At 65.3% G+C, this 23,964-nt stretch carries 28 protein-coding genes and 1 tRNA gene; 22 read left to right on the top strand and 7 right to left on the bottom strand.

Annotation, left to right across the window (positions count from 1 at the left end):
• Positions 1–107: 107 nt before the first annotated feature.
• On the bottom strand, positions 108–1,286 hold the full coding sequence (locus ACERK3_09645; GenBank protein ID MFA9478558.1) for a response regulator: 1,179 nt from the start codon (positions 1,284–1,286) through the stop codon (positions 108–110).
• A 463-nt stretch (positions 1,287–1,749) separates the two neighbouring features.
• Here ACERK3_09645 and ACERK3_09640 point away from each other — a divergent pair, with 463 nt between their 5' ends.
• Positions 1,750–1,974, top strand: a complete 225-nt coding sequence (locus ACERK3_09640; GenBank protein MFA9478557.1) for a hypothetical protein — start codon at positions 1,750–1,752, stop codon at positions 1,972–1,974.
• 340 nt (positions 1,975–2,314) lie between these two features.
• On the opposite strand, the gene ACERK3_09635 is transcribed toward ACERK3_09640, so the two are convergent.
• Entirely contained in the window at positions 2,315–3,274 is a 960-nt protein-coding gene (locus tag ACERK3_09635) for a YihY/virulence factor BrkB family protein (GenBank protein ID MFA9478556.1), read from the bottom strand.
• 226 nt (positions 3,275–3,500) lie between these two features.
• Between ACERK3_09635 and ACERK3_09630 the strand changes: the two genes are divergently transcribed.
• The 3 genes from ACERK3_09630 (at position 3,501) to ACERK3_09620 (ending at position 4,462) form a co-directional block, all read left to right on the top strand.
• On the top strand, positions 3,501–3,689 hold the full coding sequence (locus tag ACERK3_09630; GenBank protein MFA9478555.1) for a hypothetical protein: 189 nt from the start codon (positions 3,501–3,503) through the stop codon (positions 3,687–3,689).
• Between the two features lie 73 nt (positions 3,690–3,762).
• Positions 3,763–4,056: a hypothetical protein gene (locus ACERK3_09625; GenBank protein ID MFA9478554.1), complete on the top strand. Its 294-nt coding sequence runs from the start codon at positions 3,763–3,765 to the stop codon at positions 4,054–4,056.
• A 55-nt stretch (positions 4,057–4,111) separates the two neighbouring features.
• Entirely contained in the window at positions 4,112–4,462 is a 351-nt protein-coding gene (locus ACERK3_09620) for a hypothetical protein (GenBank protein ID MFA9478553.1), read from the top strand.
• Between the two features lie 68 nt (positions 4,463–4,530).
• On the opposite strand, the gene mraY is transcribed toward ACERK3_09620, so the two are convergent.
• From mraY to ACERK3_09595, 5 genes are all read right to left on the bottom strand, one after another.
• Positions 4,531–5,811, bottom strand: coding sequence for a phospho-N-acetylmuramoyl-pentapeptide-transferase (mraY, locus tag ACERK3_09615; GenBank protein MFA9478552.1), 1,281 nt, complete (start codon positions 5,809–5,811; stop codon positions 4,531–4,533).
• 109 nt (positions 5,812–5,920) lie between these two features.
• A complete protein-coding gene (gene murF / locus ACERK3_09610) occupies positions 5,921–7,597 on the bottom strand; it encodes a UDP-N-acetylmuramoyl-tripeptide--D-alanyl-D-alanine ligase (protein ID MFA9478551.1) in 1,677 nt (558 codons plus the stop codon).
• Between the two features lie 5 nt (positions 7,598–7,602).
• The gene (locus ACERK3_09605; GenBank protein ID MFA9478550.1) at positions 7,603–9,381 is read right to left on the bottom strand and encodes a Mur ligase family protein; all 1,779 of its coding nucleotides are present in this window, start codon (positions 9,379–9,381) and stop codon (positions 7,603–7,605) included.
• A gap of 144 nt (positions 9,382–9,525) precedes the next feature.
• Entirely contained in the window at positions 9,526–10,650 is a 1,125-nt protein-coding gene (locus ACERK3_09600) for a rhomboid family intramembrane serine protease (GenBank protein MFA9478549.1), read from the bottom strand.
• Positions 10,651–10,998: 348 nt separating this feature from the next.
• Positions 10,999–12,210: a hypothetical protein gene (locus tag ACERK3_09595; GenBank protein MFA9478548.1), complete on the bottom strand. Its 1,212-nt coding sequence runs from the start codon at positions 12,208–12,210 to the stop codon at positions 10,999–11,001.
• Positions 12,211–12,359: 149 nt separating this feature from the next.
• Between ACERK3_09595 and ACERK3_09590 the strand changes: the two genes are divergently transcribed.
• The 18 genes from ACERK3_09590 to ACERK3_09505 all read left to right on the top strand — a co-directional run bounded on the left by ACERK3_09590 (position 12,360) and on the right by ACERK3_09505 (position 23,953).
• Positions 12,360–13,253 (top strand): D-hexose-6-phosphate mutarotase, encoded by an 894-nt coding sequence (locus ACERK3_09590; protein MFA9478547.1) that lies wholly within the window; start codon positions 12,360–12,362, stop codon positions 13,251–13,253.
• Positions 13,254–13,364: 111 nt separating this feature from the next.
• Positions 13,365–13,438, top strand: a tRNA-Arg gene (locus ACERK3_09585).
• Positions 13,439–14,010: 572 nt separating this feature from the next.
• On the top strand, positions 14,011–15,219 hold the full coding sequence (locus ACERK3_09580) for a tyrosine-type recombinase/integrase (GenBank protein ID MFA9478546.1): 1,209 nt from the start codon (positions 14,011–14,013) through the stop codon (positions 15,217–15,219).
• A 325-nt stretch (positions 15,220–15,544) separates the two neighbouring features.
• Positions 15,545–16,051 carry a hypothetical protein gene (locus ACERK3_09575; GenBank protein MFA9478545.1) on the top strand — a complete coding sequence of 169 codons (507 nt, stop codon included), beginning with the start codon at positions 15,545–15,547 and terminating at the stop codon, positions 16,049–16,051.
• A gap of 38 nt (positions 16,052–16,089) precedes the next feature.
• On the top strand, positions 16,090–16,305 hold the full coding sequence (locus tag ACERK3_09570; GenBank protein MFA9478544.1) for a hypothetical protein: 216 nt from the start codon (positions 16,090–16,092) through the stop codon (positions 16,303–16,305).
• A 174-nt stretch (positions 16,306–16,479) separates the two neighbouring features.
• Positions 16,480–16,683, top strand: coding sequence for a hypothetical protein (locus ACERK3_09565; protein ID MFA9478543.1), 204 nt, complete (start codon positions 16,480–16,482; stop codon positions 16,681–16,683).
• A 280-nt stretch (positions 16,684–16,963) separates the two neighbouring features.
• Positions 16,964–18,679 (top strand): ParB/RepB/Spo0J family partition protein, encoded by a 1,716-nt coding sequence (locus ACERK3_09560; GenBank protein ID MFA9478542.1) that lies wholly within the window; start codon positions 16,964–16,966, stop codon positions 18,677–18,679.
• Between the two features lie 15 nt (positions 18,680–18,694).
• Complete coding sequence (locus ACERK3_09555; GenBank protein ID MFA9478541.1) at positions 18,695–19,003, top strand: hypothetical protein; 309 nt, start codon at positions 18,695–18,697, stop codon at positions 19,001–19,003.
• Positions 18,987–19,955, top strand: coding sequence for a putative metallopeptidase (locus ACERK3_09550; GenBank protein ID MFA9478540.1), 969 nt, complete (start codon positions 18,987–18,989; stop codon positions 19,953–19,955). Before ACERK3_09555 ends, ACERK3_09550 begins: the two co-directional genes overlap by 17 nt.
• Positions 19,948–20,238, top strand: coding sequence for a hypothetical protein (locus ACERK3_09545; GenBank protein MFA9478539.1), 291 nt, complete (start codon positions 19,948–19,950; stop codon positions 20,236–20,238). Before ACERK3_09550 ends, ACERK3_09545 begins: the two co-directional genes overlap by 8 nt.
• Positions 20,235–20,477, top strand: coding sequence for a hypothetical protein (locus tag ACERK3_09540; protein MFA9478538.1), 243 nt, complete (start codon positions 20,235–20,237; stop codon positions 20,475–20,477). The genes ACERK3_09545 and ACERK3_09540 overlap by 4 nt, the downstream gene beginning before the upstream one ends.
• On the top strand, positions 20,455–20,850 hold the full coding sequence (locus ACERK3_09535; GenBank protein ID MFA9478537.1) for a hypothetical protein: 396 nt from the start codon (positions 20,455–20,457) through the stop codon (positions 20,848–20,850). The genes ACERK3_09540 and ACERK3_09535 overlap by 23 nt, the downstream gene beginning before the upstream one ends.
• Positions 20,847–21,068, top strand: a complete 222-nt coding sequence (locus tag ACERK3_09530) for a hypothetical protein (protein MFA9478536.1) — start codon at positions 20,847–20,849, stop codon at positions 21,066–21,068. The genes ACERK3_09535 and ACERK3_09530 overlap by 4 nt, the downstream gene beginning before the upstream one ends.
• Positions 21,069–21,084: 16 nt before the next feature.
• A complete protein-coding gene (locus tag ACERK3_09525) occupies positions 21,085–21,732 on the top strand; it encodes a hypothetical protein (protein ID MFA9478535.1) in 648 nt (215 codons plus the stop codon).
• Positions 21,732–21,962, top strand: a complete 231-nt coding sequence (locus ACERK3_09520) for a hypothetical protein (GenBank protein ID MFA9478534.1) — start codon at positions 21,732–21,734, stop codon at positions 21,960–21,962. The genes ACERK3_09525 and ACERK3_09520 overlap by 1 nt, the downstream gene beginning before the upstream one ends.
• A gap of 35 nt (positions 21,963–21,997) precedes the next feature.
• Entirely contained in the window at positions 21,998–23,194 is a 1,197-nt protein-coding gene (locus ACERK3_09515) for a hypothetical protein (protein ID MFA9478533.1), read from the top strand.
• Positions 23,195–23,301: 107 nt separating this feature from the next.
• The gene (locus ACERK3_09510; protein MFA9478532.1) at positions 23,302–23,808 is read left to right on the top strand and encodes a hypothetical protein; all 507 of its coding nucleotides are present in this window, start codon (positions 23,302–23,304) and stop codon (positions 23,806–23,808) included.
• Positions 23,750–23,953, top strand: coding sequence for a hypothetical protein (locus ACERK3_09505; protein ID MFA9478531.1), 204 nt, complete (start codon positions 23,750–23,752; stop codon positions 23,951–23,953). Before ACERK3_09510 ends, ACERK3_09505 begins: the two co-directional genes overlap by 59 nt.
• Positions 23,954–23,964: the final 11 nt, after the last annotated feature.

The following is a 23,964-nucleotide window of genomic DNA, read 5'->3' as shown; positions in this document are numbered from 1 at the left end:
TGAAATGAGCAAGCCGGGCAGTGAAAATGCAGCTTGAGAGCGTCTGGGCTCGGGCGGTGCGACGCCGAGCGACTTTGGCTGCGCAAGGGACAGGGTCACGCTCGGGCTTATTCCTGCACCGGAGTCCGCGCTGCGGTATCGCTCGCCGAGTTGCACAGCCGTTCGAGTTGAACCAACGCCTGTTTGAGCACCTCGGGCGAGGCGCCGTCGACGCAATGCTGATGCAACCGCTCGGCCGCTTCGCTGATCTGCGGATAGCCGTAGCCGCCCGCCGAGCCGCGCAGGTCCAGGCAATGCTTCTCAAGCACCGCAAGATTTTCACGGCTATCCACCAGCTCACGCAGGCGGGCCAGTTGATCGCTCAGCCGACTGACAAAATTCAAAATCAACGGCCGCATTCGACGGTTGCCCCAATGCTCGCTGAGCACCGGCTCGACCGGTTCCGCCTCAACCTCAACAGGCTGAGGCAGATGCTCGCGCAACGTCGCCAACAGTTGTTCGAACGTGTAAGGCTTGTGCAGCACCGCCGACGCACCGGCCGCGAGGGCCTCCGCGTCGTCAGGCTGCTTCGGGTTCGCCGTCAACAGCACGATCGGCCGATCGTAGCCCTGCGCCCGAAGCGTCCGCGCCAGTTCCAGCCCATGCATCCCCGGCAGGCAGACGTTGGCGAGCACCAGGTCGGGCGGGCTCGCCTTCATGCGGGCCAGGGCGCTGTCCGCGTCGGCCTCCGTGTCGAGCGTGACCCCAAGCTGGCTCATGTAAAAGCTCAGCAGGTCGCGGTCGTCCAGCGAGTCTTCGACATAAAACAGTCGGCCGTCGAGCTGGGGCAACTCGTGGCTGGCTTCATCTGCTTCCCCCGGCGCGCGGACGAGGCTTGCGACGAAGTCGTCAAGCACGATGGGCGATTCAAACTGCAGGCCGACTTCGTGCACACTCAGGTCGATGTGACGACACCACATGACCTTGCCATACACGACGTGATGCTTGCCAGCGACGGACTTGAGCCTGATCTCGCATTCGCTGTCCGGATGCAGATAGTGCCCGTGCAGAAAAGCGATGCCCGACGCGCTGAGATTGCGCGGCCGAACGAGGTAGTTGGCGTTCGAGCCGCCGGGATGAAACACCTTCAGCACCAGGCCCGCGCTGTCGTTGAACGCCACCCGCCGATCACCGCGCAGGTCCATGTATGCCTGGTCGTCGGCGCGCCGCTCCAGCCGGGTCAGTAGATCGTGACGCTTGCTGGAACTTAGTCGCAGCGTATCAATGCAGGATTCGGAGGCTGCCATGGACAATTACACCACTTTTGGCAAAACAAACTGCCGCCACAGCATGGGCGACCTCAGTCCCCCCGAAGCGACATCGCCTCGGTTCCACGTCGAGCGCATTGGCCCTGACGCCGAGCAGACGAAGCAAATATCGGTCAGTCACCCCGCCGACTGAAGCCCTGCCCGGCTCCACAACCGCGAATTTGAGAACGAACCGCAGATCAGCTGATCTTTCGCCATCTGACGAACACGAGGAGCCATGACAAAACAATGAGTTAGGGCGGATTCAGCTCCGACAACATCATCACCGTCCGCGCTGCGGACGACGGGCAGGCCGTGGGCAGGCCATGCCCCACGACCGCCGGGTGCGGGACGAGATCCGCGGGTTCGTACAAACCCTGCCCGAATCACTGGGCAGCCCCGAGTCGGCGGGGTAAAATACGTTAGTCTTCGCCCCGGTCACAGGATTGACGAGTCACTGCTTATGCCCACCCCGCCGCAAGTCCGCACGCCCCGCTTCGTCGTCGCGATCATGCTTGCCAGTCTCTTCGCCGTTTCGCTGTTTGCGATGCGGCAGTACGTCGCGCTCGGCGACCTCCACGCTCTGACGCTCGGCGTCGCCGCGGGCACGCTCTGCCTCCTCACCGCCGCAGGCCTCATCTACGCCAATTACGAAACCTACTGCCACAACTCCGACTCCCACGCATGAGTCACCGAGTGCCTCATGCCTCCCACAAATTGAACCTAATACGGCTTGAAGTTAATCCCAGCGCGTCCGGTTCCCTCTCCCTTCCAGGGAGAGGGTCAGGGTGAGGGTCGGAAGCCCCCGCACCATCCGCGACACAGCATGCTGATAGGCCTCAACTTCGCAGCCGTTTCACCCTCACCCCAGCCCTCTCCCTGGGAGGGAGAGGGAGTGGGAAAACGCGCTGGGAATAACTCGAAACCGTATAACTCTCACGTGCGCTTGAGCGACGCCCACGGATTCAATCCGTGGGCGTCATCCCCATACACACAGCTCAGGTTCGATGCGTAATCCATCTCACCCCTCACGCCGCCGCCCGAGGTTCGCTCTCATCATCGCCCCGCCGCTCACCGCTCGGCTCGCCGGGCGCCCGATCCGTCCGCTCCGCATAATCCGCCGGCTGAATGTTCGCGCCCACCCGCCGGGCGTACACGTGCGTGATTTCCGCCCCGAAAAACAGGATTAACGCCGAGTAGTACACCCACACCAGCAGCACCACCAGCGATCCCGCCGCCCCGTACGCCGACCCGATCCCCGCCTGCCCCAGGTACGCGCCAATCGCGAATTTACCAATCCCGAACAGCACACCCGTCACCGCCGCCCCCACCCACACGTCCCGCCAGGCGATCTTCACGTCCGGCAGAAACTTGAACACCAGTGCGATCAATACCGTCATCACCACCAGCGTGAACACCAGATCCAACACCCGCGACGTTACCCCCAGCCCCGGCAGCCAGGCATCCACCTGTTCCTGCATCCCTGCCAGCACGCTCGACGTGATCAGCGACGCCAGCAGCAAAATACCGATCATCACCACCACCCCCAGCGCCAGCAGCCGTGTACGGATAAACGTCCACACCGCGTTGCTCTTTTTCGGGCTCGGCTGCACCCGCCAGATCTGGTTCAACGAGTTCTGCAATTGCGCAAACACCGTGGTCGCCCCGACCAGCAACGTCACCAGCCCGATCGTCAGCGACACCGCCCCGCCGCCGATCTGCTCGGCATGGGCAAGCACGGTCTGCACCGCCTCGGCCCCTTCCGTGCCGACCGTGCCTTCAATCTGCTCGACCAGCTCTCCTCGCGCCGCCTGCTCGCCGAGCACCAGCCCCGCCACACCCACCACCACCAGCAGCAGCGGCGCGAGTGACAGCAGCAGGTAAAACGACAGCGCCGCCGCGAGTTGGAATGGCTGATCGCTCGTAAATCGCCCGAACACCTCTTTCGTCGCCGACCAGAACGAGCCGGCTTTCTCACCAAATGCCATGACATACTCCCTTCCCCCGAATCGTAGCACCGAGTGAAGCCGAATCGCCGATTTCCACGATTCAATTTCCCCTTGCCCGCCCCCCCAACCAACCACACACCACCAACCAAAAACCACAAATCACCAACCAGAAACGAGAAACCACAAACCAGAAACCCTTCTTCCCCCCCCCACCCCCCGCCGTCTGGCCATTTACACTCGCTGCTGCGCAGCTTATGATTCAGGCATGCTCAAGCGTCTCCTTTTCGCCGTTCCGATGCTGTTCGCTGTCACAGCCGCCCCGGCCCTGGCGCAAGACGATGTCTCGCCCGCGCCGGAAACGCAGCAGTGGGTTCCGCTGGTGTTGTCGCTGCTGCTCTGCCTGCTCGCCGGCAGCGTGAGCTTTCTAAGCTCTCGGCGAACGCATCAGGACTGATCCACACCGAACCAACCGGCGGGCATACTGCTGTTCGCCCCGCCGTCCACCTTCCGTTTGCGGAGTAACACCGATGAACCAACGCTCTCTGGCCTCGCTGATCCTGATCAATGCCGTGCTGCTGGCGGCGCTGGTCGTCACGGCGTTCTCGCCCAGCCAGGCGGAAGCCCAGTTCGCCGGGCCGCGCCAGTTCCTCATGATCGCCGGCGAAGTGCAGGCCCGCGGGCCCCAGGCCGCCGTCTACATCATCGAAATGCAAAGCTCGCAGATGGTCGTCGCCCGCTTCGACTCCCGCACCGGCGACCTGAACTTCATCGACGGCCGACGCGTCAGCGATGACCTCCGCGACGTCATGAACGGCCGCTGAGCCCATCGCCACACCCGCGCCCCGCCACCACCGACTTTCAACCGGAGATCCTCCGATGACACGCATCCAACTCGCCTGCTTCAGCCTCGTCGCCTCCGCCTTCCTCCTCGCCGGCCTGCTCGTCGTCCAGCTCGGCGACCGCCACGACGCCGGCCTCACCAGCCAGGCCTATGGCGGACAGGTCATCGCCCGCGAAAACTTCACCCTCCTCACTGCCCGCGCACGCACCGAAGAGGAAGCCCTCTTCGTCCTCGAAAACTCCTCCGCCATGCTTCTGGTCTATCGACTCGACACCGGCCGAAACGAGCTCGTGCTCGCCGCCGCACAGGACATGAACCAGATCTTCCAGGAAGGTGCAGGCGGCAACGGCGGCGACCAGAACCGCGCCCCCCGCCGCGGCCGATAAGGCCATCCCATCCTCACACCGCGAATCGCCAAAGCCCACGGATGGCATCCGTGGGTCGCCTTCAACCTTCACCGCAGCTTGATCGTCGCCAGTGCGATCGCCGCCAGCAGCGCCGTCATCAGCCAGAAGCGGACGACCACCTGCTGCTCCGTCCAGCCGCCGAGGTGGAAGTGATGGTGGATCGGCGCACAGCGGAAGATGCGCTTGCCGCCGGAGATCTTGAAGTAGCCGACCTGTAGGATCACGCTCACCGCGACCATCACGAACACGCCGCCGATGATCAGCAGCAGAAACTCCTGCCGAATCGCGATCGCGATGAAGCCAATCAGCCCGCCCAACGGCAGCGAACCCGTATCGCCCATGAACACCTGCGCGGGCGAACAGTTGAACCATAAAAAGCCCAGGCACGCCCCGACCATCGCCCCGGCGACCACCGCCAACTCATCGGTCAGCGGGATGTAAGGCACGAGCAGCCACTTCGCCAGCGAGCCATCGCCCAGGCCGGCGATCAGCGCAAGAATCATGAACGCCACCGCGACAATCACCATGATCCCGCTCGCCAGGCCGTCCATCCCATCGGTCAGGTTCACCGCATTCGACGAGCCCGCCACGACAAGAATCGTAAGCAGCACGAAGCTCCACACGCCCAGCTCGATCAGCGTCGGCGCGGGCACCCAGCGATCATCCTCCTGCACCCACGACTTGAGGAACGGCAGGTTCAGACTGCGACTCATCGCTTGAATTTCCCGAAGATCGCGCTGCTGCTGTTCGCGCTGATATGCGATCGCGTCCGCGTCATCGCTCGCGATCGCCGCGACCATCGGCCGTTCGTCGATCTCAAACTTCTGCCCGCCGTGATGATGCGTGAACAAACCCAGCACCACCGCCAGGCCGATCTGCAGCAGCAGCTTCTCGCCCGAATACAGCCCCTCGCGCGAGCCGGGCTTGCGGCGGGCGCTCGTCAGCTTCAGCCAGTCATCCACCAGCCCCATCAGGAACAGCCAGACCAGGCAGATCATCGCCATCGCCACGTAAAAGCTCGCAAGGTTCGCCAGCAGCAGCGTCGTCCCGAAGATCGCACCAGCGATGAGAATGCCGCCCATCGTGGGCGTGTTCGCCTTTTGGCGCATGATCTGGTTGAGGTCTTTGTGATAGAACTCAGGGTTGTCGCCGATCTTTTGCGTCAGCAGCCAACGGATCGTGCGATTGCCCAGCAGCACGACAATGCCGAACGCGATGATGACCGCCATGATCGCGCGAAATTCCACGAACTGAAACACACGCAGCCCACTGAGCAGCGGCGTCTGTTCAATCCAGTCACGAAAGCGATCGACAAGCAGGTAAAGCATGAGTTCAGAAATTAATCATCAAAAAACAGTATCGTTCTCGTTCTCGTCATCGTAATCGAAAGCCCATCCCCCACGACGACGTCGCGCGAGCAATCGGCCACGAATAGCATCATGTTGCAAACCGCTGTTCAATCGCAGGCAGCACGCGTTCGAGCGCTACGCTGCGCGACGCTTTGAGCAGCACGATATCGCCAGGCTTGAGCATGTCCGCGATGCGCTGCGCCGCCGCGTCGTTCAGCGGGCCGAGCACGTGCACGCGCTCGTTAGGCCATCGGCGTGACAACGCCTCCGCGGTGAACAACGTCAGTTGCCCGACGAGCAACACCAGATCGATCGCGTCGCCCTGCTTGACCAGTTCCTCCCCCAGTTGACGATGCGCGTCCGGGCCATGCTTACCAAGCTCAGCCATGTCACCCAGAATCGCGATACGACGAGGGGCAGCGGCCTTTGGTTTCTCGTTTTTGGTTTTTGGTTTCTGGTTTGTGTCGGCAGTCGTCGCCTGGACGTTGACCAATGTCCGAATCGCGGCTTGCATCGAATCGGGATTGGCGTTGTACGCGTCGTGCAACACGAGCACCGCTGCGGTCGGCAGGCCGACGCGACGCACTTCCAGCCGACCCGGCACTGCTGACGTGCCCGCAAGCTGCTTCGCCAACTCATCAAGCGATACACCCATCCATCGCCCCACCACCACGGCCGCCAGCGCGTTGCTCGCGTTATGCCTGCCGAGCAACGGAAGCGTCATCGCCTCCCGGCCGACCTTTGATGTTTGATTCGACGCCGACACCGCATCGCCCACCACATCAAACCGCAGCCCGACGGGCGTTTCGCTCAGGTTTTCATAGCGAACGTCCGCGTCATCGCCTTCGCCAAAGCGGACGACATGCACATGTTCGGGCATCGCGCGAACGCCAGCGATCCGCTGCATCGCTTCGGCCTCAATCACGGCGAGCCCCTGCTCGACGAGGTGGTCGAGCACGGCCGCCTCTTCGCGGGCGACCGCTTCGAGCGTGCCGAAGTGTTCCATATGCTCTCGGCCGACGCTGGTGATCACCGCCGCGCTCGGCCGAGCGATCGACGCCAGCGCCGCGATCTCGCCGGGGTGATTCGTCCCGATCTCCGCGACCACAAAATCATGCTCCGCCCGCGCCGCCAGCAGCGTCAACGGCACCCCCAGATGGTTGTTGAAACTGCGCGGCGATTGCGTGCCTTCGAGCCGCTGCGCAGCGGTTTCTGCTTTCTGGTCTCTGGTTTCTCGTTGTGACGACTGATCGTCTGCCTTGGAACCAGAAACCACGCTCTTATTTAACGCCGTGTGCACCAGATGTCGCGTCGTGGTCTTGCCGTTCGAGCCGACGACCGCGATCACACGACAGCCCGCCGCGGCGAGCACGTCCCGCCACGCGCCTGCAAGACGATGCAACGCCTCAACCGCGCTGTCCACGTGAAGTAAGGGAAGTTTAGAGTCGGCAACATCATCAGAGCTCGAAACTTCCTCAACAATCGCCATCGCAGCCCCCGCGGCGGCGGCGGCGGGGAGGAAGTTATGGCCGTCGAACCGTGGGCCGACGATGGCAAGGAAAACCTCGTCCGCACCGATCGTGCGCGTGTCGATCGACAAGCCCGCCAACGGCCGATCGAGATCGCTCGGCTTACGCAGCCATCGCCCCCCCGTCACCTCGGCGATGTGGCGCGGCGTCCAGAAACGTCGCGCCATACCCAGCGCATCGTCCGATTCGTGATCAGATGACGGCGGCTGCGGCGGAATGGTGGCGGGCGTGTGCATGCGGATCACGATTGGCAAGGCGGCGTTGACGTTTCAACAACACTCGCGGGCGACGATCGATCAGACCGCCACCGCGCCAGCGCAGCCGCGGCGTGTTCGCGATCGTCAAAATGATGTTTGTCCTTGCCGAGGATCTGGTAATCCTCATGGCCCTTGCCCGCAAGCAAGACCGTGTCATCCGCACCGCCGGCGTCGATCGCAGCGCGGATCGCGCGAGCGCGGTCGGGCTCGATGTGGATTGTGGGAATGCTTGCGGGTGTGGTTTCGGGGGCAGGGCATCGCGGCTTAAGCCGCGCTGCCTCGGGGGAAGAGGTAAAGCCTTCGGTGATGTCGTCGATGATACTTTGCGGATCTTCCGTGCGCGGGTTGTCAGACGTGACGAAAATCACGTCGGCCCACTGCTGCGCAACCCGCGCCATCTTCGGCCGCTTCGTGCGATCGCGATCTCCGCCGCAGCCGAAGAGCACGATCAGCCGACCCTTCGTCAACGGCCGCAGCGCACGCAACACGTTGTCCAGCGCGTCGTGCGTGTGAGCATAATCGACGAGAACGGTGGGAAGTTTCGAGTTGGGAGGCGTACCCGTGGTCGATACGGGTGCATCATCTGAACTCGAAACTCGAAACTCGGAACTCGGAACTTTCTCAAGCCGACCCGGCACGGGCGGGCAGGTGGTCAGTGCCTGGCGAAGCGTGCTGCCGAGATCGCAGACCGCGTGGGCGGCGGCGATGGCTTGCAACGTGTTCATCACGTTGTGCGGACCCACCAGCGGGAGCATCACCTGCATCGAACCCCAGGGCCCGTCGAAGCGTGCATCGCTGCCCTCGGCCGAGGCGTGCAACACCGTCGCGCCGACGCGCTGCACATCCGACACGATGTCGGCACTGTCGCCGGCTGACCCCGTTTCCAGCCGACTGCAACGCACCACGCGAGCGCCCTCGGGCGCTGCTGCCAGCATCGCCTCGGCATATTGATCGTCCGCGTTCACAATCGCTCTGCCGATCGGCTTGAGCAACGTGAACAAGTGAGCCTTCGCCTCGGCGTACGCTGCCATCGTCTGGTGATAGTCCAGGTGATCGCCCGAGAGGTTGGTGAACACCACCGCATCAAACCGCAGCGCGTCGGCCCGGCCCTGATGCAGCGCATGCGAAGACACCTCCGCCACGGCAGCCTGGCAACCGTTTGCCACCATCCGCGACAGCAGACGAACAAACTCAATCGCACCGGGGGTGGTGTTTTGGGGAAGTTCCGAGTTTGGAGTTTTGAGTTTCGAGTTGGGGGGCGCGGCCGTCGTCGTGGCTGGAGCGTCATCTGAACTCGAAACTCGAAACTCGGAACGCGAAACTTCGCCCACGTCGACCGCGACCGTGCCGATGAGTCCGCATCGCAGGCCGGCGGATTCGAGCAGATGGCGGACGATCCAGGCGGTCGTCGTCTTCCCGTTCGTGCCCGTGATGCCGATCAGGCGCAGCTTCTCGTGTGGCTGGCCGAACAGTCGGCTGGCGAGGAGGCCGGCCAGCCGTTGATCGACCTGATCGGCGCTCAGCAGGGTGACATGCTCGGGCAGGTCATCGGGCAGCGGCGACTCGGCGAGGACGGCGGTCGCGCCGCGGGCGATCGCGTCGAGGATAAACGATCGGCCGTCCGCGTCCGCACCCGTCCGCGCGATGAACAAACAGTCAGGCGACGCCTGTCGAGAGTCGTCGGTCAGGTCGCGGACGTCGCGCCGCGCGTCGCCCCGAGCAACGCGCACCGTCAAGTCGGCGATAAGCTGGTCCAGCCGCATCCCTCGAACCCGCCCGTAAAAACAAACAACAACTTCAGGACAGGGCGAACGCGCACCATGTCCCTCATTGTATCGGCTGGCAGGGTGGGTTCGGCGTCAAAAGTTTGGCTGGCAGGAGTGAGAAAGCCCCCGGGACAACCCGCATCATTCAACCTCATCGAGCACCTGCCGGGCGAGCTGCTGGTCGCTGCCGCTGAGCCGACGGGCCGCGGTAGACAGCAACTCGCGAGCGCGGTCGGGCTGGTGCAGATAGCGGGCATAGATCAGCCCCAAAATCAACTGAATCTGCTCGCGATGGCTGTAGCCCGGGTAATGCTTGAGAAACAGCTCATAAGCGGCGGCGGCGGTGGCGTAACGGCCCTCGGCCATGAGCTGATTGGCGACGTCAAGCTGCGGCTGCTCGTTGAGCACCTGATGCGATTCGATGCCGAGCAGATCGCGGTACAGCCGGGCCGCCTCCGGCAGATCATGCACCGCCAGCGCCTGCGTCACATCCCGGCGAAGCTCGAAGATCTGCTGCTGGTTCGCCTTTGCTTCGGGCGTCAGCGCCGCGTCCGCGCGATCGCCCTCGCCGCCGCTGGCTCCCTCCCAGGGCTGATACCCGCTCCGCGTCAGCCGACGAAACTCCGACCGTCGACGCCGCTGCTCGATGAACGACAGCAGGTCGTAAGGCTCGCGCGGCACGACCCGCCCCACCAGCAGCCCCAACGCCACCACAAACCCGAACGCATAGCCCGCCAAGTGCGACACATACGCCACGTTGCCGAAGTCCAGAAAGTAAAACACCACGTCCGTGATCACGCGGAACAGAATCAGCACCATGCCCGACACTTCAAAGGCATAAATGATGATCATCCAAAAGACGATCGTCACATTCGTCAGCGGGAACAACACAAGGTACGCCCCCGTCACCGCCGCCACCGCGCCCGACGCCCCCAGCACCGGCGCCGGCTCGGTCCAGGCATGCCCCAGCCCCGCCATTACGCCGCCCGCCAGGTAAAAGCACAGGTACCCCACTCGGCCGAGCCGATCCTCCACCGAGTTGCCGAACACCCACAAAAACACCATGTTCCCCAGCAGGTGCCACAGGTTCACGTGCAAAAACTGGTAGGTGATGAACTGCCAGAGGCGCGGCTCGCCGGGCCAAAGCCAGAACTGCCCCATCTGCTGAAACCCGCCGACGAAGATCAACACGTTCACCGCGATGAGGGTGTAGTTCACCCACGGCGTACGCTTGAGTCGGCGATCGGTGCGGATGGGAAAAAACATGGGCAGGTCGGTCGCGGCCGGTCGTGCCCCGAACGTCGCCGAGACAGCGACAGACGAACGCGCCAGCGGGTTCGTGCTCCCTCGCGGGAGCTTTCATCATCATAAAACAGTGTGCGCTATCGCCCCCTTGCCATGGCCTGCGGGCCCCGCAGGTTATACCCGCTACGCACCGCTCACGCCCAATATGGCGACCGACAAGTGTAGCCCATCTCTAACACGACAACCCGGTTCCAATCCGGCGACCCCATTTAGCCGCGGGCCTTGGCCCGCGCGTTCGGCCCGCATACTCGACAAACGCGGCGAAAGCATGACGGCGGAATGTCGCAAGCGCGAAACCGCGTTGTCGAATCAAGGCTCCGACCCCTCGGCGGCCTCATGCTCGGCGTCACGCTCAGGCCGCATCGGCTGACCCACCATCTGCACGTCCCAACGATCCACCGGCGTGTCGGGCAGCGTCGGGATGATGATCTGACATTCAATCGGCTGATCCGGCGCGGATGGCCGATTCCACATCGCCCGCCAACGCATGATCGGATACCCCCCTTCGTCCATCGCGGTGATCAGAAACAGCGTCCGTCGCATCGACACCGTTTCCGTGTTCGCCGCCAGCAGCCGAAGCCCACGCACCGACGCGTTGGTCATCGGCATCGCCACCGCGCCTTCCATCAGCCTGCCGTCTTCAACCGAATCGAGCACTTCCACCCGCGACGACACACGCAAATCCAGCCACGACTGCGTCAGGTCCGTCGGCACGGGCAGCAGCAGCCGATACCGCTGATCACGCGCGATCATCGCCACGTCCGCCCGCGTCCGTGCGACCTCCATCCCCGTCTGATCGATCAACGACACATGCACCCGCGCCCGCGACACAACGTCCGGCCGCGAGGTCACCACCGACGCACTGAGCATCGGCTGACCGTTGATCGGCATCCCCAGATTCGTATCAATCAATCGCACGCCGTCCGCAGCTCGGCCGGCCTGCTGCGACCGGTCATAGGGCTCGCCAGGCCGCTCCCAAGGCTCATGCGACAGCCGAACCGCCATGATCATCGGCAAGTCCGCCTGCCCCGCCCCGGCCCCCGCGCGCCCGGGCGCCACCGAGCTCGCATGCCACAACGCCACCCCCACCACCACCAGCCCCAGGCAAAGCGTGCACGCAATCATGTAAAGCGACCGCGGACCCGTCAGTCGAGTCGTCGCCGTCGGCAGCGGCGTCCGAGCAGGTCGACCAGGCGGCGGCGGTGCGTCGTCTGCAGAGCGACGACGAGGCGTGCCCACCCCCTCGTGACGCATCATCTCCGACAGCCCCGACAAGCCGATCACGTTCCCATCATCGTCCACCCGCAGCCGCGCGCCCGCCATCGACGCCAGCTCCTTCGCCCCCGGCAGCAGCGTGCCCTGACCGCCCCCCGCTTCGCCCCCGCCCGGCGTGGCCAACACCTTCCGCGCGATCTGCGAATCCTTGATCCGATACCGATGGGCACAGCGCGCACAATCCGTCACCGCCCCCGCTCGCACGAACGCTGCACGCAACACCTGGCCGCAAGATGGACATTTCAATTCGTACACAGCCGTGACACCAATGTAGCAACGCCGGCCCGAAGCTGCATTACCCATTTCCCCAAACCCGCCGCCTCCCCCCCGGCTTCGAAGCCCCCGGCGTCACGCCGGGGGCGTCTCCCACTCCCCACCCCCGTTACAATCAATCCATGACAAAAAACGCCACCGCCCAATCGTTAAACGAACAGTTCGGCATCCCCGAAACCCTCCGCTTCGAAGACCCCGGCCAGGGCATGCCCCGCGCTGTCATCACCGCCGACGCCGCCACCGCCGTCATCTACCTCCACGGCGCTCACATCGCCGAGTACCAGCCCACCGGCGATAAGCCCGTCCTGTTCATGAGCCCGAAATCCAACATCCACCCCGACAAGCCCATCCGCGGCGGCATCCCCATCTGCTTCCCATGGTTCGGCCCGAACCAGCACGACCCCACCGCACCACCGCACGGCCAAGCCCGCCTCGCCGCCTGGCAACTCACCCAAGCCACCAAACTTCCCGACCAACGCGTCCAACTCACACTCACCCGCGACATCGCCCCCTTCCGCCTCACCTTCACCATCACCGTCGGCCAGGAGCTGCAAATGCAGCTCCGCACGGAAAACACCACCAACCAGCCCGCCCAGTTCGAGCAGGCATTGCACACCTACTTCACCATCAGCAAAATCCACGACATCGAAATCACCGGCCTCGCCGGCCTCAGCTACATCGACAAAACCCGCAACGCCGAACGCCTCACCCAGGCCAACCCGCCCCTCCGCTTCGAAGGCGAAACCGATCGCGTCTACATCAACCACCCCGGCCACTGCACGCTCCACGACCCCGGCTACAAACGAAACATCGTCATCGAAAAGCACAACGCCAACAGCACCATCGTCTGGAACCCCTGGACCGACAAGTCGCTCAAACTCCCCGACCTCGGCGACGACGACTGGCCCGGCTTCGTCTGCATCGAGTCCGGCAACGTCGCAGACAACGCCATCACCCTCGCCCCCAGCGAAGCCCACGAAATGACCGCCACCCTCCGCCCCCAACCCCAAGCCTGACCGCCCCAAGGGAGCCCACTCCAGCCGCTATGCCCCCCCGCCCCTCGTTTGCCCCGCGTGGCGAGCAACGCTATCCTATTCAGGCTTGATGGCAAGCACCGTTTTGCCGACGCACCTGTAGCTCAATTGGATAGAGCATCGGTCTACGGAACCGAAGGTTGCACGTTCGAATCGTGCCAGGTGCATTCGCGGACATATGGGCCGCGACTCGTCGCAGATCGGGCGTATCTGTCCCTGACTTCTGTTGCCTGAATCTGTGACGATGAAACGACTTAGGCCCGCGTGCGTGATGGCTCGCGGGCCTTTTTGCTGCGCGCGAATCTGAACCCTTCGGTTCAGGAGACCGACGGTTGCGCGTTCGCGTTCCCCTCATCGCCCGACCCGGCCCCGCCCCGGCTGCGACTTCCTAACAATCCCCGATTGACGGTTTGTGGAAAACCCCTCGCAGGCCTCCCGTCGCCAACTTTTCAGTTGACCCGGGCGAAATCTTCGCGCATGCTGGTTTCCAACAGAAGTCAGGGCGCGGACCATCACCCGCAACCTGACACACAACCCAACGCCGACGCGACGCAAGTCGCCAAGGTTCCGTACGCACGGTCGCCACCCCTCATCCTCGCGAGAGGCCTGGCTTCTGTTAGGCGGCTGTGCGTGCGGACTTTTTGAGCCGATTCAGGGATGTACACGGACGAACGGACAACACGAGCATCGGAGGCCCAACCGAACACCGGGGCGACCACCCCGGGGGGAGTGACCGATCTTGAGCAGCATCCCTGCCCAACCTGCACCGCGCCGATGGCAACGACGGACCCAGGCGCCACCCACCATCGACGCGATGCTCGACCGCTACTTCGCCGAAGCGGACGAGTACTACCAGAAGGAAACCCGCGACGGGGGACGTCGATCGACCCGCGAAGCGGATCAGCAACGCCAGGCGGCGAAGTCGCTGCGGCTGGCCTCGACGGATCCGGAGACGTTGGCGCTGGTCGAGTCGGGCCAGCTGCCGGAGACCGAGCGACCACCGCAGATCGCGGAGCTGCAGCCGGCGGACTTCTGCGCCGAGCTGCTCTACGTCTGCCGCGACTGGATGGAAGCGAGCGGCCTGGCTCGCAAGGAAATCAACAAGCGGCTGCATCGGATCCGCCGCATCTTCGCCTGGGCGGCGAAGCCGCCGCGCCGCTGGTTGTCGGCCGAGACGGTGGCCGACCTGAAGCTGGTCGAGCCGCTGAAACAGGGACGCACGACCGCGCCCGATCGCAAGCCGGTCAGCTCCGCACCGGAGCACCTGCTCACCGGGCTGCAAGCGCACCTGGCGGAGCAGGCCACGGCCGAGGCGTTCGAACTGGCGACGATGATCGACCTGCACCTGCATACCGGCATGCGGACGAGCGAGCTGGCGGAGATGCGACGCTCGGAGCTGCACGAGCTGGACGACTGGATGATCTATCAGCCGGCGGAGCACAAGACACAACATCACGGCAAGCTCCGGCAGATCTTCCTCGGGCCGATTGCGCAGCGCATCGTCAAGGACTGGATCCGGCGGATCGATGCATCGACGTTGCCCGGGATGGCAGCGCCCGACACGCTGTGGCGATGGACGAGCGGCGAACTCTATCGCGACCAGGTCGAACGGGCCTGCGATGCGATGCATCAACCGCCGGCGAAGCTGGCGCGGCGGCAGGTGCTCGCCACCGGCCGCAAGAAGATGATGCGTTGGGAACGCCGCGCCGAGTGGCGCAAGCGACTGGGTGTGAAACGCTGGGCCGAGCTGCTCACCTGGCGAAAGCAGCAACGCTTCACGCCGGGGCAGCTGCGCCACAACTTCGCGACGATGATGGCCCGCGAACACGGCCGGGCCGGCGAGCTCGCCGCGCAGAAGCTGCTTGGACACGGCACGCTCAAGACGACGGAGATCTACATCGATCCCGACATGGCCGACGCGCTGGCGCTGCTGCGTCAGATCGGCTGACCGTCGGCGGTCTCTCCAGCCTCCACTCCCCCGCGACGCGCGGCACGTCCAGCTGTCGCGCGTCGCATTTCTACGCTGCCCCCGGAAGCCGCGGCGGGAAGGCTCCATGCCTCTCGTCGCGGTTTTTCACTTACCCCCGGAAGCAGTCGTCGGCGCTCCATGCGTCGGCGGCTGTTTTGTTTGTCCTCACCGCCGGCGTGGCGTTCCATTCCGCCACGCCGGTGGTTTTCATTCATTGCCCCCGGAAGGCCCAGCTTGCCACCCACGCGCCGCGTGGGTGGCGGCTGGGTTTTTTCATCAAGTCACCTGTTCCAGGGAGATCCTCATGATCAACGCACAGCACTCGAAGCCCGTCACCGCCGACAGTCTCAGCCCCCGGGCCCAACTCGAAGGGCGCATCAACGTGGCCATCGACCAGGTCGAACGCGAACGCGAAGCCGAGGAAGCCGAACACCGGCGACGCGAAGCGGAGGCGACGCGCCGCGCCGAGCAACGCGTGCTCGAACAGGTCCGGGCGCTGCTCAGCAGCCTGGCGGACCAGTTAGAAGCCGCCGGCTTCGCCCTGCATCCGTTCATTCGGTCCGGCGTCCAGGTCCCTGGTCGCGAGCGTGGCGTGGCGGTGCTCGATCCTGCCACCGGCCGGGCCGACGTCGAGATTCAGCTGCCGGAAGTCGACAGCCACAACATCGGCATCATCGCCATCGGCTTGCAGACGATCTGGCGCAACCCGGTCACCCACCGCGATGCCTTCGAACGCGACCTGCTGGCCCGGATCGGACAGACCCGCCGGTCGCACTGGAACCGCGAAGGGTCGATCGACCAGGTCGCCTGATCCTTGCCATCCATCCACCAACCTTGAGGGAGGTTTCCATGATCCGACGCACGACCATCGACACGAACGACGCACCGCCCCGGCCCGCCGCGGTCTTCCCCGGCTTTCAACAACCAATCAGACGGCCGCTGGATCCGCGCCGCTTCGGCGACGCGATGTTCATCGGACTCATGGCCACCGGCCTGGCGATGAACATCGGCATCGGCCTCGCCGTCGGCTTTCGCGTCGCGGCCTGGCTCATGGGCGGGCTCTGACCACGCACGGGCTCCACGCGAGACCCGATCACTGATGCGTCCGTCGCCGCTTCGAAAGCAGCGGCGACGGTTTAACCGGGGGCGGCGCTGCCTGAATGACACGGCCAGTGGGGCGGGATGTTCCCGCCCATGCAACACCGCCCCCGGCTTTCACCTTCCGAAGGGAGTAACACCATGAAGCGCATCCCCGTGCACATCGTGGGCCGACTCGCAAGGGCACGCCGACGCGCGTTCGACGTCGGCCGCGCCACGCCCGACGAACAGCATTCCCCTGAAACACGGGCTGCCGACTGGTGGTGGTCCGGCTGGTACCGGGCGTGGCTCAAACGGTTGGGCACCGATCGGCGGGAGCAGCCGGCCGATCGCGACGCGGCGTAAACACGCTCCGCCGTCGGGCGCCCCACGCGAGGGCCCGACGGCATTCAGGTGATGGGAATGAACACGAGGGTTTCGCAACCAGCCTTGCCGGGACGTTCCCGGCGCCCATCACCCGACTCGCGGGCGAAGCTACGCGCTGGGCTTCGCTCGCCTTCAAACCCTTGGGAGTAGGGCCCGGGTGGCGCGGGGAGGCTGGAACTGAACGCCAGCTCGCCCGCGTCGAACCGCCGTCAGTTCAGCGGCGCGAACCCTCGGGCCCATGCGTTAAGAGAGGACAACCATGAGCACCGCCACCGCCAAACCCAAACGCCTCCGCGACGGGCAACGCGTCAACGGCCAGAACATCGTCGCCGCCCGGACGCACGGCGGGTCGATCGAGGAGGTGCGCATCGACGCCATCAAGCACCACATCGACAACCATCGCCACGCCGCGCTGCACAGCCAGGTGAAACTCGACGCGCTGGCCGCATCGATGGGCGAGCGCGGCCTGCTCCAGCCCGTGCTGGTCTGCGAAGTGAAGTCGATCGGCAAGAAGGAAACTTACTGCCTGGTCTATGGCCACCGCCGCCTCGCCGCCGCGAAACAGCTCGGCTGGGAGACCATCCGCGCCGAGATCGCCCCGGCCATGAGTGACCGCGACGTGCTGCTCGAGCGGGCGATCGAGAACCTGCACCGCGAGGACCTGAACCCGATGGAGCAGGTCACGGCCGTCGAGCAGGCCGTCGACTCGATCGGCGGCGACGCGAAGGCGGTGGCGAAGCAGCTCGGCGTCACGGTCGAGTTCGTCCGCGATCGCCTGCACCTGGCCCAGGGCCTCGGCGAGAAAGCGAAAGCGGCGGCATACGCCGGCCTGCTCGGCCTCGGCCACCTGCGTGAGCTGGTGAAGATCCGCGATCGCCAGTCCCAGAACGACATCGTCGAGGGCCTCACCGAACCGGACTGGCAAGGCACCGAGCCCCGCATCCCCACTGTCGAGGCGGTCCGCCGTGAAGTGCAGGTGGAGCTGAATGACCTGGGCAAGGTGCCGTGGCGTCTGGACGTGGACTTCGCCGGCAAACGCCCTTGCCGAAGCTGCCCCAGCAACACCAGCAGCCAGCCCGACCTGTTCGGCGATGAGTTCACCGGCCATTGCACCGACCGCCAATGTTTCGCGGCAAAGGATAAAGCCGCGCGAAACCTCGCCGACGCCGCGGCCGATCGCCTGGTCAAGCTCAAGGTCGACAAGGTCGGTAAGGCGGAGGTTAAACAGGTGTTCGATGCGATGCAGGCCGAGGGCATCGAAACGGGGAGCATCGACGCCGCCGGCATCGCGCCGCAGGTGCGCAGCCGGGTGGTGATCCAACGACCGCCCCGTCGCAGCAGCAGCAAGCAGAAGCTCACGCCCTTGCAGAAGGCCATCGAGCAGTACGGCCAGAAGGTTCGCGGCTGGGAAACCAAAGCCACGACTGCGATCGCGAAGCGAGCTGAGCAGGACACGATGGCGGAGATCGTCGTCCGCCTGGTCATCGCGACGAAGGCCTGGGAAGGCCTGCCGCGAACCGACACCGGCTACGCGGCCCCGCATGGCCATGGATCGCCGACGGCACCCAAGCCGACAAAGCCGCTGAACAAGCAGACGAAGCTGGTGATCGCCGCGGCAACCATTGCGATGAACCCCGACGCCGAATGGTTCTCACGGCTGACCGAACTGCGCGTGCTCGCAAAGCTGCCGACGTGCAACCTCAACAGCTGGCACATGAGCGGCAACCTGATGAACTGCGGCAACGTGCCCGCACTCCGCGCCCTGGCCGGCGCGTTGCGCGTCGAGCCGAAGCTGCCGGATCCGCCGGACTGGGAGACGTTCAAGGCCAAAGCCGAGGCGAAGCCGAAGACCCCGGCGAAGAAGACCGCCCGGAAGAAAGCGAAGCGCAACACGAAGAAGGCCGCAGCGGCCGCGACGCCGAAGCAGCGCGCCGCCGCGAAGAAGGCGCCCTCCAAAAAGAAAGCAGCCAGGTGATGAGGGGTGGCACGCATGCAAGGCAAACACGATCGGGCTCGGCCGCGAGTGGCCGGCTCGAAGGATCCGACGCGGACACGCGGGTACCCGCGGGCGGGGATCGAACTGATCAACGCCGGCCCGTACGACATGGACGAGCTGGTCGAGATCTTCACCGCCGCCGACGCGGCAGCGCTGCGCAGCGGCTGGGTGGGCTGCGTGGTCGACGCCGCGACGGTGGGTCGATTCAGTGTCGGCGATCTGGCCCGGGCGCTGGCCGTCGTGGCCGATCGACTGCATCCCGTTTCACCTTCCAAGGAGACTGATCATGCCGATCGGCTATGACAAAGGCGGGCCCGAGGTCACGCGCATCGTGCAGGAAGTGATGCACGCGCATCACCCGTGCCTCGTGCACGCCGGCGTCCGCGTCGGCACGCTCATGGCCCGGTGGAGCAGCGATACCGAGGCCGAGCCGCAGCCGGCGGTGAAGTGGGGTGGCTATCCGGCTGCGGCCGTCGTCAAGGTGCTGCCGCTGAAACAGCGCGTGCTCGGCAACCCTGACGCGTTGATCACGTTCGATGAACGCGTGTGGGAAGACCTCGACGCCACCGAGCAGCGGGCGCTGGTTGATCACGAACTCGAACACCTGCAGGTGCTCTCGGCCACCGGCGGCGTGTGCTACTACGACGATGTTGCGGAGGCCGTGCTCGGCTCGCCCAAGGGTGACGACGTCGGCCGGCCGAAGCTCACGTGCAAGCTGCACGACTGGCAACTCGGCGGCTTCCGCTCGATCGCAAAGCGCTACGGGGAGTCGGCCCTGGACGTGCAGGCGGTGCGAGCCTGCAAGGATGCGCAGTCGGGGCAGTACTACTGGGATTTCTTCGACGAGCGGGGTCGCGACGCCGAGCACAAGCCGCCGCGGTCGGCGTCGTCATCCGGGGGATCCAGATCCCGGCGGACGATGACAATCGCCGAAGCGGACGCGGCCGACGATGACGATGCGTCCGGCGGCGGGACGCAGACGATCGAGATCGAGGTGTACGTCTCACCCGAAGAGCGGAAGGCCCGGGCGGAGACGCAGAAGCTCTGCCAACGCATCGCGGCCGACAAGCTCACGGGCAAGGAGGACGTCCGCACGCTGCGGCTGCTGCACGATCTGATTCCCGACGGCAAGGACGCGACACTCACGCTCGGCGGGGGCACCGACTACGAAGCCACACTCGACGCCGCCTGCAAGCAACGCCTGGCGGACGTGCTGAAGGCTCGCGGCGAGGAAGGCGGTGATCGTGATGGCTGAAGTCGAACCGATCCTGGTGATTCAGGTGATCCCGACAGAAACCGGTCGGCGGACCGGGTTCGCCTGCCGCGCCAAGTGCACGCCGCGCGAGATGGGTCGGATCTACGGCGAGCTGCACGCGAACCTGCTCAGTATCGTTCGCGGCGCGGCCGAACACCTGTCCCCGCAGCATCAGGCCGAGTTCAGCCGTGGCCTGTTGGAAGGCAAAGGCTCGATGGTTCGGACGGTGGCGGAACAACACAACGTACGCCCGGTGCGTGAAACAGGAGCGGGCGAGCCATGACGAACCTCGAGTTATTCGGCGGGCCCATCATGGTGGGCGTCATGGCTGCGATCATGCTTTGCCTGTTCAATCAGCGCGTGAACTTCTATCACCTTTGCGCGGTCATCGCCATGGCCATCTGGTGGGAACTGTTCCTGCCCATCCTGATCGTGCTCTTCGTCGCCTTCTTAATCGTGGGCGGCTTCGTTTCCCAGCTTCCTGAAAGAGAGGACGCAGATGCAAATCGCGGAAAACATTGAAATGGAGGCGCGCTGCTGCCCGAGTTGTGGGATCCAGTACGCCGGGCCGGTCCGCTTCTTCGAGAGCCGACGCGAGCAGGGAGGCAGCTGGTACTGCCCCAACGGCCATTCGCTGAGCTTCACTGAAACCGAGGCCGATCGCCTCAAGCGCCAACTCAACACGAAGACCCGGCGGATCGAACACCTCGAAGGCGAGGTCGAGCACACAACCAACCGCCTGCGCGCGACGCGTGGTCATCTCACCCGCGTGAAGAAACGCGTGGCCAGCGGCGTGTGCCCGTGCTGCAACCGCAGCTTCGAAAACCTGCATCGCCACATGAAGGATCAGCATCCCGAGTTTGCGAACGACAGCCAGGAGCAACCCGCGCCATGAAAGTCCAGCTCGAATCGACGGAGAAGATCGTCAACATCAACGGCGTGCCTGCCCGCATCTGGGAAGGCCATACGGAAAGCGGCATCGCCGTACACGCCTACGTTACGCGCATCGCCGTGCACAAGGACGCCGATGCCAGCGAGTTCGAGCGGGAGCTGCAGGAACATCGTCCGCCATCCGTGGACGTCGCCGGCATCCCCGCGCGCCTCATCCTTTAACTCGCGAGCCCGCGCCATGAGTCAGACCCTGCCCGGCCAATCCCGCCTCAGTTACACCGCCGCGTCCGCGCTGGCGGAGAAGATCCGCCAGACGCTCGCCCCGGCCTGCCGCCGCATCGAGATCGCCGGCTCCATCCGTCGTCGCTCCGCGTGGATCGGCGACCTGGAGCTGGTCGCGATCCCCATCCATCAACCTGGCCTGTTTCCCGGCCAGCCGGGCGTGTCGCTGCTCGACCAGTCGCTCGACGAGCTGGTCGAAGCCGGCCGAATGCTCCGTGGGGAGAAACAAGGCCCGCGATACAAGCGTTTCGTCGTGCCCGGTCGCGACCCCGGAAGCGGCGATCGCCGCGTGAACGTCGACCTGTTCATCGTCACGCCGGCGACGTGGGGCGTGCAGCTGCTGATCCGCACCGGCCCGGCCGACTTCGGCCGACGCTGCGTCACACGGCGCAGTTACGGCGGCTTGCTCCGCGACGACTGCCGCATCGCCGAGGGTCGCATGTGGCGGATGCTGGCCACGGACGAGCCGATCCCGCCCGACAGCAAGGAGCGGGGCGAGCTGACGATCATCGATGGTTACTGGCACGTCGCCGAGCCCACGCCCGAGGAGGCGATGGTCTTCGAGTACCTGGGCATCGATTACCTCGAGCCGGAGCGGCGCTGATGAATAGGCAACGTGCGGTCGAAGCCGCGGCCCGATCGGCCGTAAACGAGTTGGCGTCCGAAGCAGCCATCCTCCGCCGATGGGCTATTGAGTCGGAGGCCGGCGGCTGGTCGACCCACCAGGTCGACGCCATGCGACGTCGGGCCGATGAGCTCGACACGAAAGTGTTCTTCCTCCGCCGCACACTCGACGCCGCCGGCGTGCGCGATCCGAATGCTGGCGTCTTTTGAACTGGATTCGAACTGCCCGCGATTGATCAGCAAGCATGGAAGCAGCGCAGACCACCAGCCTCACTCCGGGAACTTCCTCTCGCCCCTGGCATAACCACCTGCCGGCGTGGATCCGCGAAGACGAGGCCTTCGCCAGGCTGCGTCCGCAGTTCCGCGGGACGCTGCAGGCGATCGCGGATGCGTGCGACGCCCCGGGCCCCGACGGATCGCTGCTCGGTGCGTTCGGCGGCAAGCGGCTCGTTGAAGCCGCTGGCGTCGGCCGGTCCACCTTCTGGCGCCACCTTGAGCGCCTGACCCGCCTGGGCTACGTCGTGCTGCTGAAGCGCGGCGGCGCCTTCGGCGATCGCAACCTCGGCAACATCTACGCCATCCCGGGGCACCGCAGTGCCCTGGACGATCGACGCTGCGCCCGCAGGATGCAGCGCATGGTGCCGTCCGCAGACGGCACGCTCAAGCCGGAGATCATCGAGCCGGGGACGCAGCCGCAGCTGTGGCCCGGTTCACAGAACGATCCCGGCGACCCGGCCCGCAGGCCGGCCCCGCCAGATCCGCCGCAGCGCCCCCGCAGGGGCGACACCCGAAGTGGGGCGCCCCCGTCACCTTGCGCGAAAAGTGAGACTACCCCCGTCTCAAAGTGGGACGGGGGTAGTCCCAAAGTGGGACACCACCATCCCCTCTCCCATCCCCTTGCTGGTAAAAACCAGTCTGGCGCTGGTGCTTCGCGCCCGCTCCGCGGGAGACGGACCGCCGAGCCGCGGCTCAGCGACATCCGCGACGTCGACCTGACCGACACGGGCCGGCTGCTGGCATTGCACCGGCAGGCCATTCGCCGGGGCTGGGTCGGCTCCAGCGACGCGGATCGCCTGCGGTTCGTCGCCGCGGCCGTCCGGGCGCTTCGCCTGGGCGACTTCCCGCCGAAGCTGTTCCGCACGACGGTGGAGCGTCGGCGGTGGCTCTGGATCAGCCAGGCGGACGAGGACGAGGCCCGGCGGCGGATCCAGCGGCACCTGCATGGGGCACCGGCCCGGACCTCACCGGCGGCCAAGCCGATCGATCCACCGCCGCGGCCGACGGTTTCGCTCAGCGCCGATGCGAAGCTGGCGCGGGCGGCGTTGGCGCTGGCCCGGGACCGCGGCCCCGGCGCGGATGCGTTTCGCATCGTGCAGGCCGGCGGGCCCGGCTGGACGCGGGAACGTTGGGAGCAGGCGCTGGCCGAAATGGACCGGATGTAAAACAGCAAGAAACCCGCCTTAAATATCGGGTTATGCTTGTTATTAGGGTGTTCGGGTGGTATATTTCGCCCACGAGCAACGCGGCGTGCCTCCCGAGGAGCGCCGCGTTGTTACATGACCCCTCTCGATCGGACCTTCCCGCCAACCAAGCCATTACCGCCGCGCCACGTTGCTCGTGGACTGCCCGGCCGTTGTTGTTGCGTCACGGCAGCAACGGCCTTTTGCTGATCCTGCTGCTGGGCCTGGCCATGCTCTTCGGAGGGGTCGGCTGTGCCGGCTCGCCCGAGACCCGCTGGGCCCAGCAGCGCGAGGCGTTGATCAGCATCAACGACGCCGTCAGTGATCTGTACGAAGGCGGCGTGCTCGGGGATGCCGACATGGTGGCGATTCACCCCTACCTGGTCGCGGCGCGCGTGGCCCTGGCCCAGGCGTGGCTCGCGCACGAAAGTGACGCTCCGGACGAGTTCGACGAAGCGCTGACCCGCGCCCGCGAGTCGATCGCCGCCGCCCGCCGGTGGCTGCAACGCCGAGACGCCGCCTCCGGAAGTGCCCCCCATGAAGATCAACCCGATCACAGCCCTGACGATCGCCGAAGCCGCCCTCCGGGCTTTTGAACTGGCCATGCGTCAGGTCGAGCTGCTCGCCCAGGACGGGGAGCTCACGCCCGAACAGTGGAAGCATCTCAAACGCCGGGCCGACGCGTCGGACGCCCGCGTCGACCAGCTGGCCGAGCAGGCCCGGCAGCGCCAAGCCCGTTGAATCATACTTGA

Source organism: Phycisphaerales bacterium AB-hyl4, from assembly GCA_041821185.1.
GTDB classification, from domain to species: domain Bacteria; phylum Planctomycetota; class Phycisphaerae; order Phycisphaerales; family Phycisphaeraceae; genus Natronomicrosphaera; species Natronomicrosphaera hydrolytica.
This window is presented reverse-complemented; position numbering and strand designations above follow the sequence as displayed.

Bases quoted from the DNA above. Each gene is read 5' to 3' on its own strand.
- ACERK3_09645 (MFA9478558.1), bottom strand. From the start codon at position 1,286: ATGGCAGCCTCCGAATCCTGCATTGATACGCTGCGACTAAGTTCCAGC.
- ACERK3_09640 (MFA9478557.1), top strand. From the start codon at position 1,750: ATGCCCACCCCGCCGCAAGTCCGCACGCCCCGCTTCGTCGTCGCGATC.
- ACERK3_09635 (MFA9478556.1), bottom strand. From the start codon at position 3,274: ATGGCATTTGGTGAGAAAGCCGGCTCGTTCTGGTCGGCGACGAAAGAG.
- ACERK3_09630 (MFA9478555.1), top strand. From the start codon at position 3,501: ATGCTCAAGCGTCTCCTTTTCGCCGTTCCGATGCTGTTCGCTGTCACA.
- ACERK3_09625 (MFA9478554.1), top strand. From the start codon at position 3,763: ATGAACCAACGCTCTCTGGCCTCGCTGATCCTGATCAATGCCGTGCTG.
- ACERK3_09620 (MFA9478553.1), top strand. From the start codon at position 4,112: ATGACACGCATCCAACTCGCCTGCTTCAGCCTCGTCGCCTCCGCCTTC.
- mraY (MFA9478552.1), bottom strand. From the start codon at position 5,811: ATGCTTTACCTGCTTGTCGATCGCTTTCGTGACTGGATTGAACAGACG.
- murF (MFA9478551.1), bottom strand. From the start codon at position 7,597: ATGCACACGCCCGCCACCATTCCGCCGCAGCCGCCGTCATCTGATCAC.
- ACERK3_09605 (MFA9478550.1), bottom strand. From the start codon at position 9,381: ATGCGGCTGGACCAGCTTATCGCCGACTTGACGGTGCGCGTTGCTCGG.
- ACERK3_09600 (MFA9478549.1), bottom strand. From the start codon at position 10,650: ATGTTTTTTCCCATCCGCACCGATCGCCGACTCAAGCGTACGCCGTGG.
- ACERK3_09590 (MFA9478547.1), top strand. From the start codon at position 12,360: ATGACAAAAAACGCCACCGCCCAATCGTTAAACGAACAGTTCGGCATC.
- ACERK3_09575 (MFA9478545.1), top strand. From the start codon at position 15,545: ATGATCAACGCACAGCACTCGAAGCCCGTCACCGCCGACAGTCTCAGC.
- ACERK3_09570 (MFA9478544.1), top strand. From the start codon at position 16,090: ATGATCCGACGCACGACCATCGACACGAACGACGCACCGCCCCGGCCC.
- ACERK3_09565 (MFA9478543.1), top strand. From the start codon at position 16,480: ATGAAGCGCATCCCCGTGCACATCGTGGGCCGACTCGCAAGGGCACGC.
- ACERK3_09560 (MFA9478542.1), top strand. From the start codon at position 16,964: ATGAGCACCGCCACCGCCAAACCCAAACGCCTCCGCGACGGGCAACGC.
- ACERK3_09555 (MFA9478541.1), top strand. From the start codon at position 18,695: ATGCAAGGCAAACACGATCGGGCTCGGCCGCGAGTGGCCGGCTCGAAG.
- ACERK3_09550 (MFA9478540.1), top strand. From the start codon at position 18,987: ATGCCGATCGGCTATGACAAAGGCGGGCCCGAGGTCACGCGCATCGTG.
- ACERK3_09545 (MFA9478539.1), top strand. From the start codon at position 19,948: ATGGCTGAAGTCGAACCGATCCTGGTGATTCAGGTGATCCCGACAGAA.
- ACERK3_09540 (MFA9478538.1), top strand. From the start codon at position 20,235: ATGACGAACCTCGAGTTATTCGGCGGGCCCATCATGGTGGGCGTCATG.
- ACERK3_09535 (MFA9478537.1), top strand. From the start codon at position 20,455: ATGCAAATCGCGGAAAACATTGAAATGGAGGCGCGCTGCTGCCCGAGT.
- ACERK3_09530 (MFA9478536.1), top strand. From the start codon at position 20,847: ATGAAAGTCCAGCTCGAATCGACGGAGAAGATCGTCAACATCAACGGC.
- ACERK3_09525 (MFA9478535.1), top strand. From the start codon at position 21,085: ATGAGTCAGACCCTGCCCGGCCAATCCCGCCTCAGTTACACCGCCGCG.
- ACERK3_09520 (MFA9478534.1), top strand. From the start codon at position 21,732: ATGAATAGGCAACGTGCGGTCGAAGCCGCGGCCCGATCGGCCGTAAAC.
- ACERK3_09515 (MFA9478533.1), top strand. From the start codon at position 21,998: ATGGAAGCAGCGCAGACCACCAGCCTCACTCCGGGAACTTCCTCTCGC.
- ACERK3_09505 (MFA9478531.1), top strand. From the start codon at position 23,750: ATGAAGATCAACCCGATCACAGCCCTGACGATCGCCGAAGCCGCCCTC.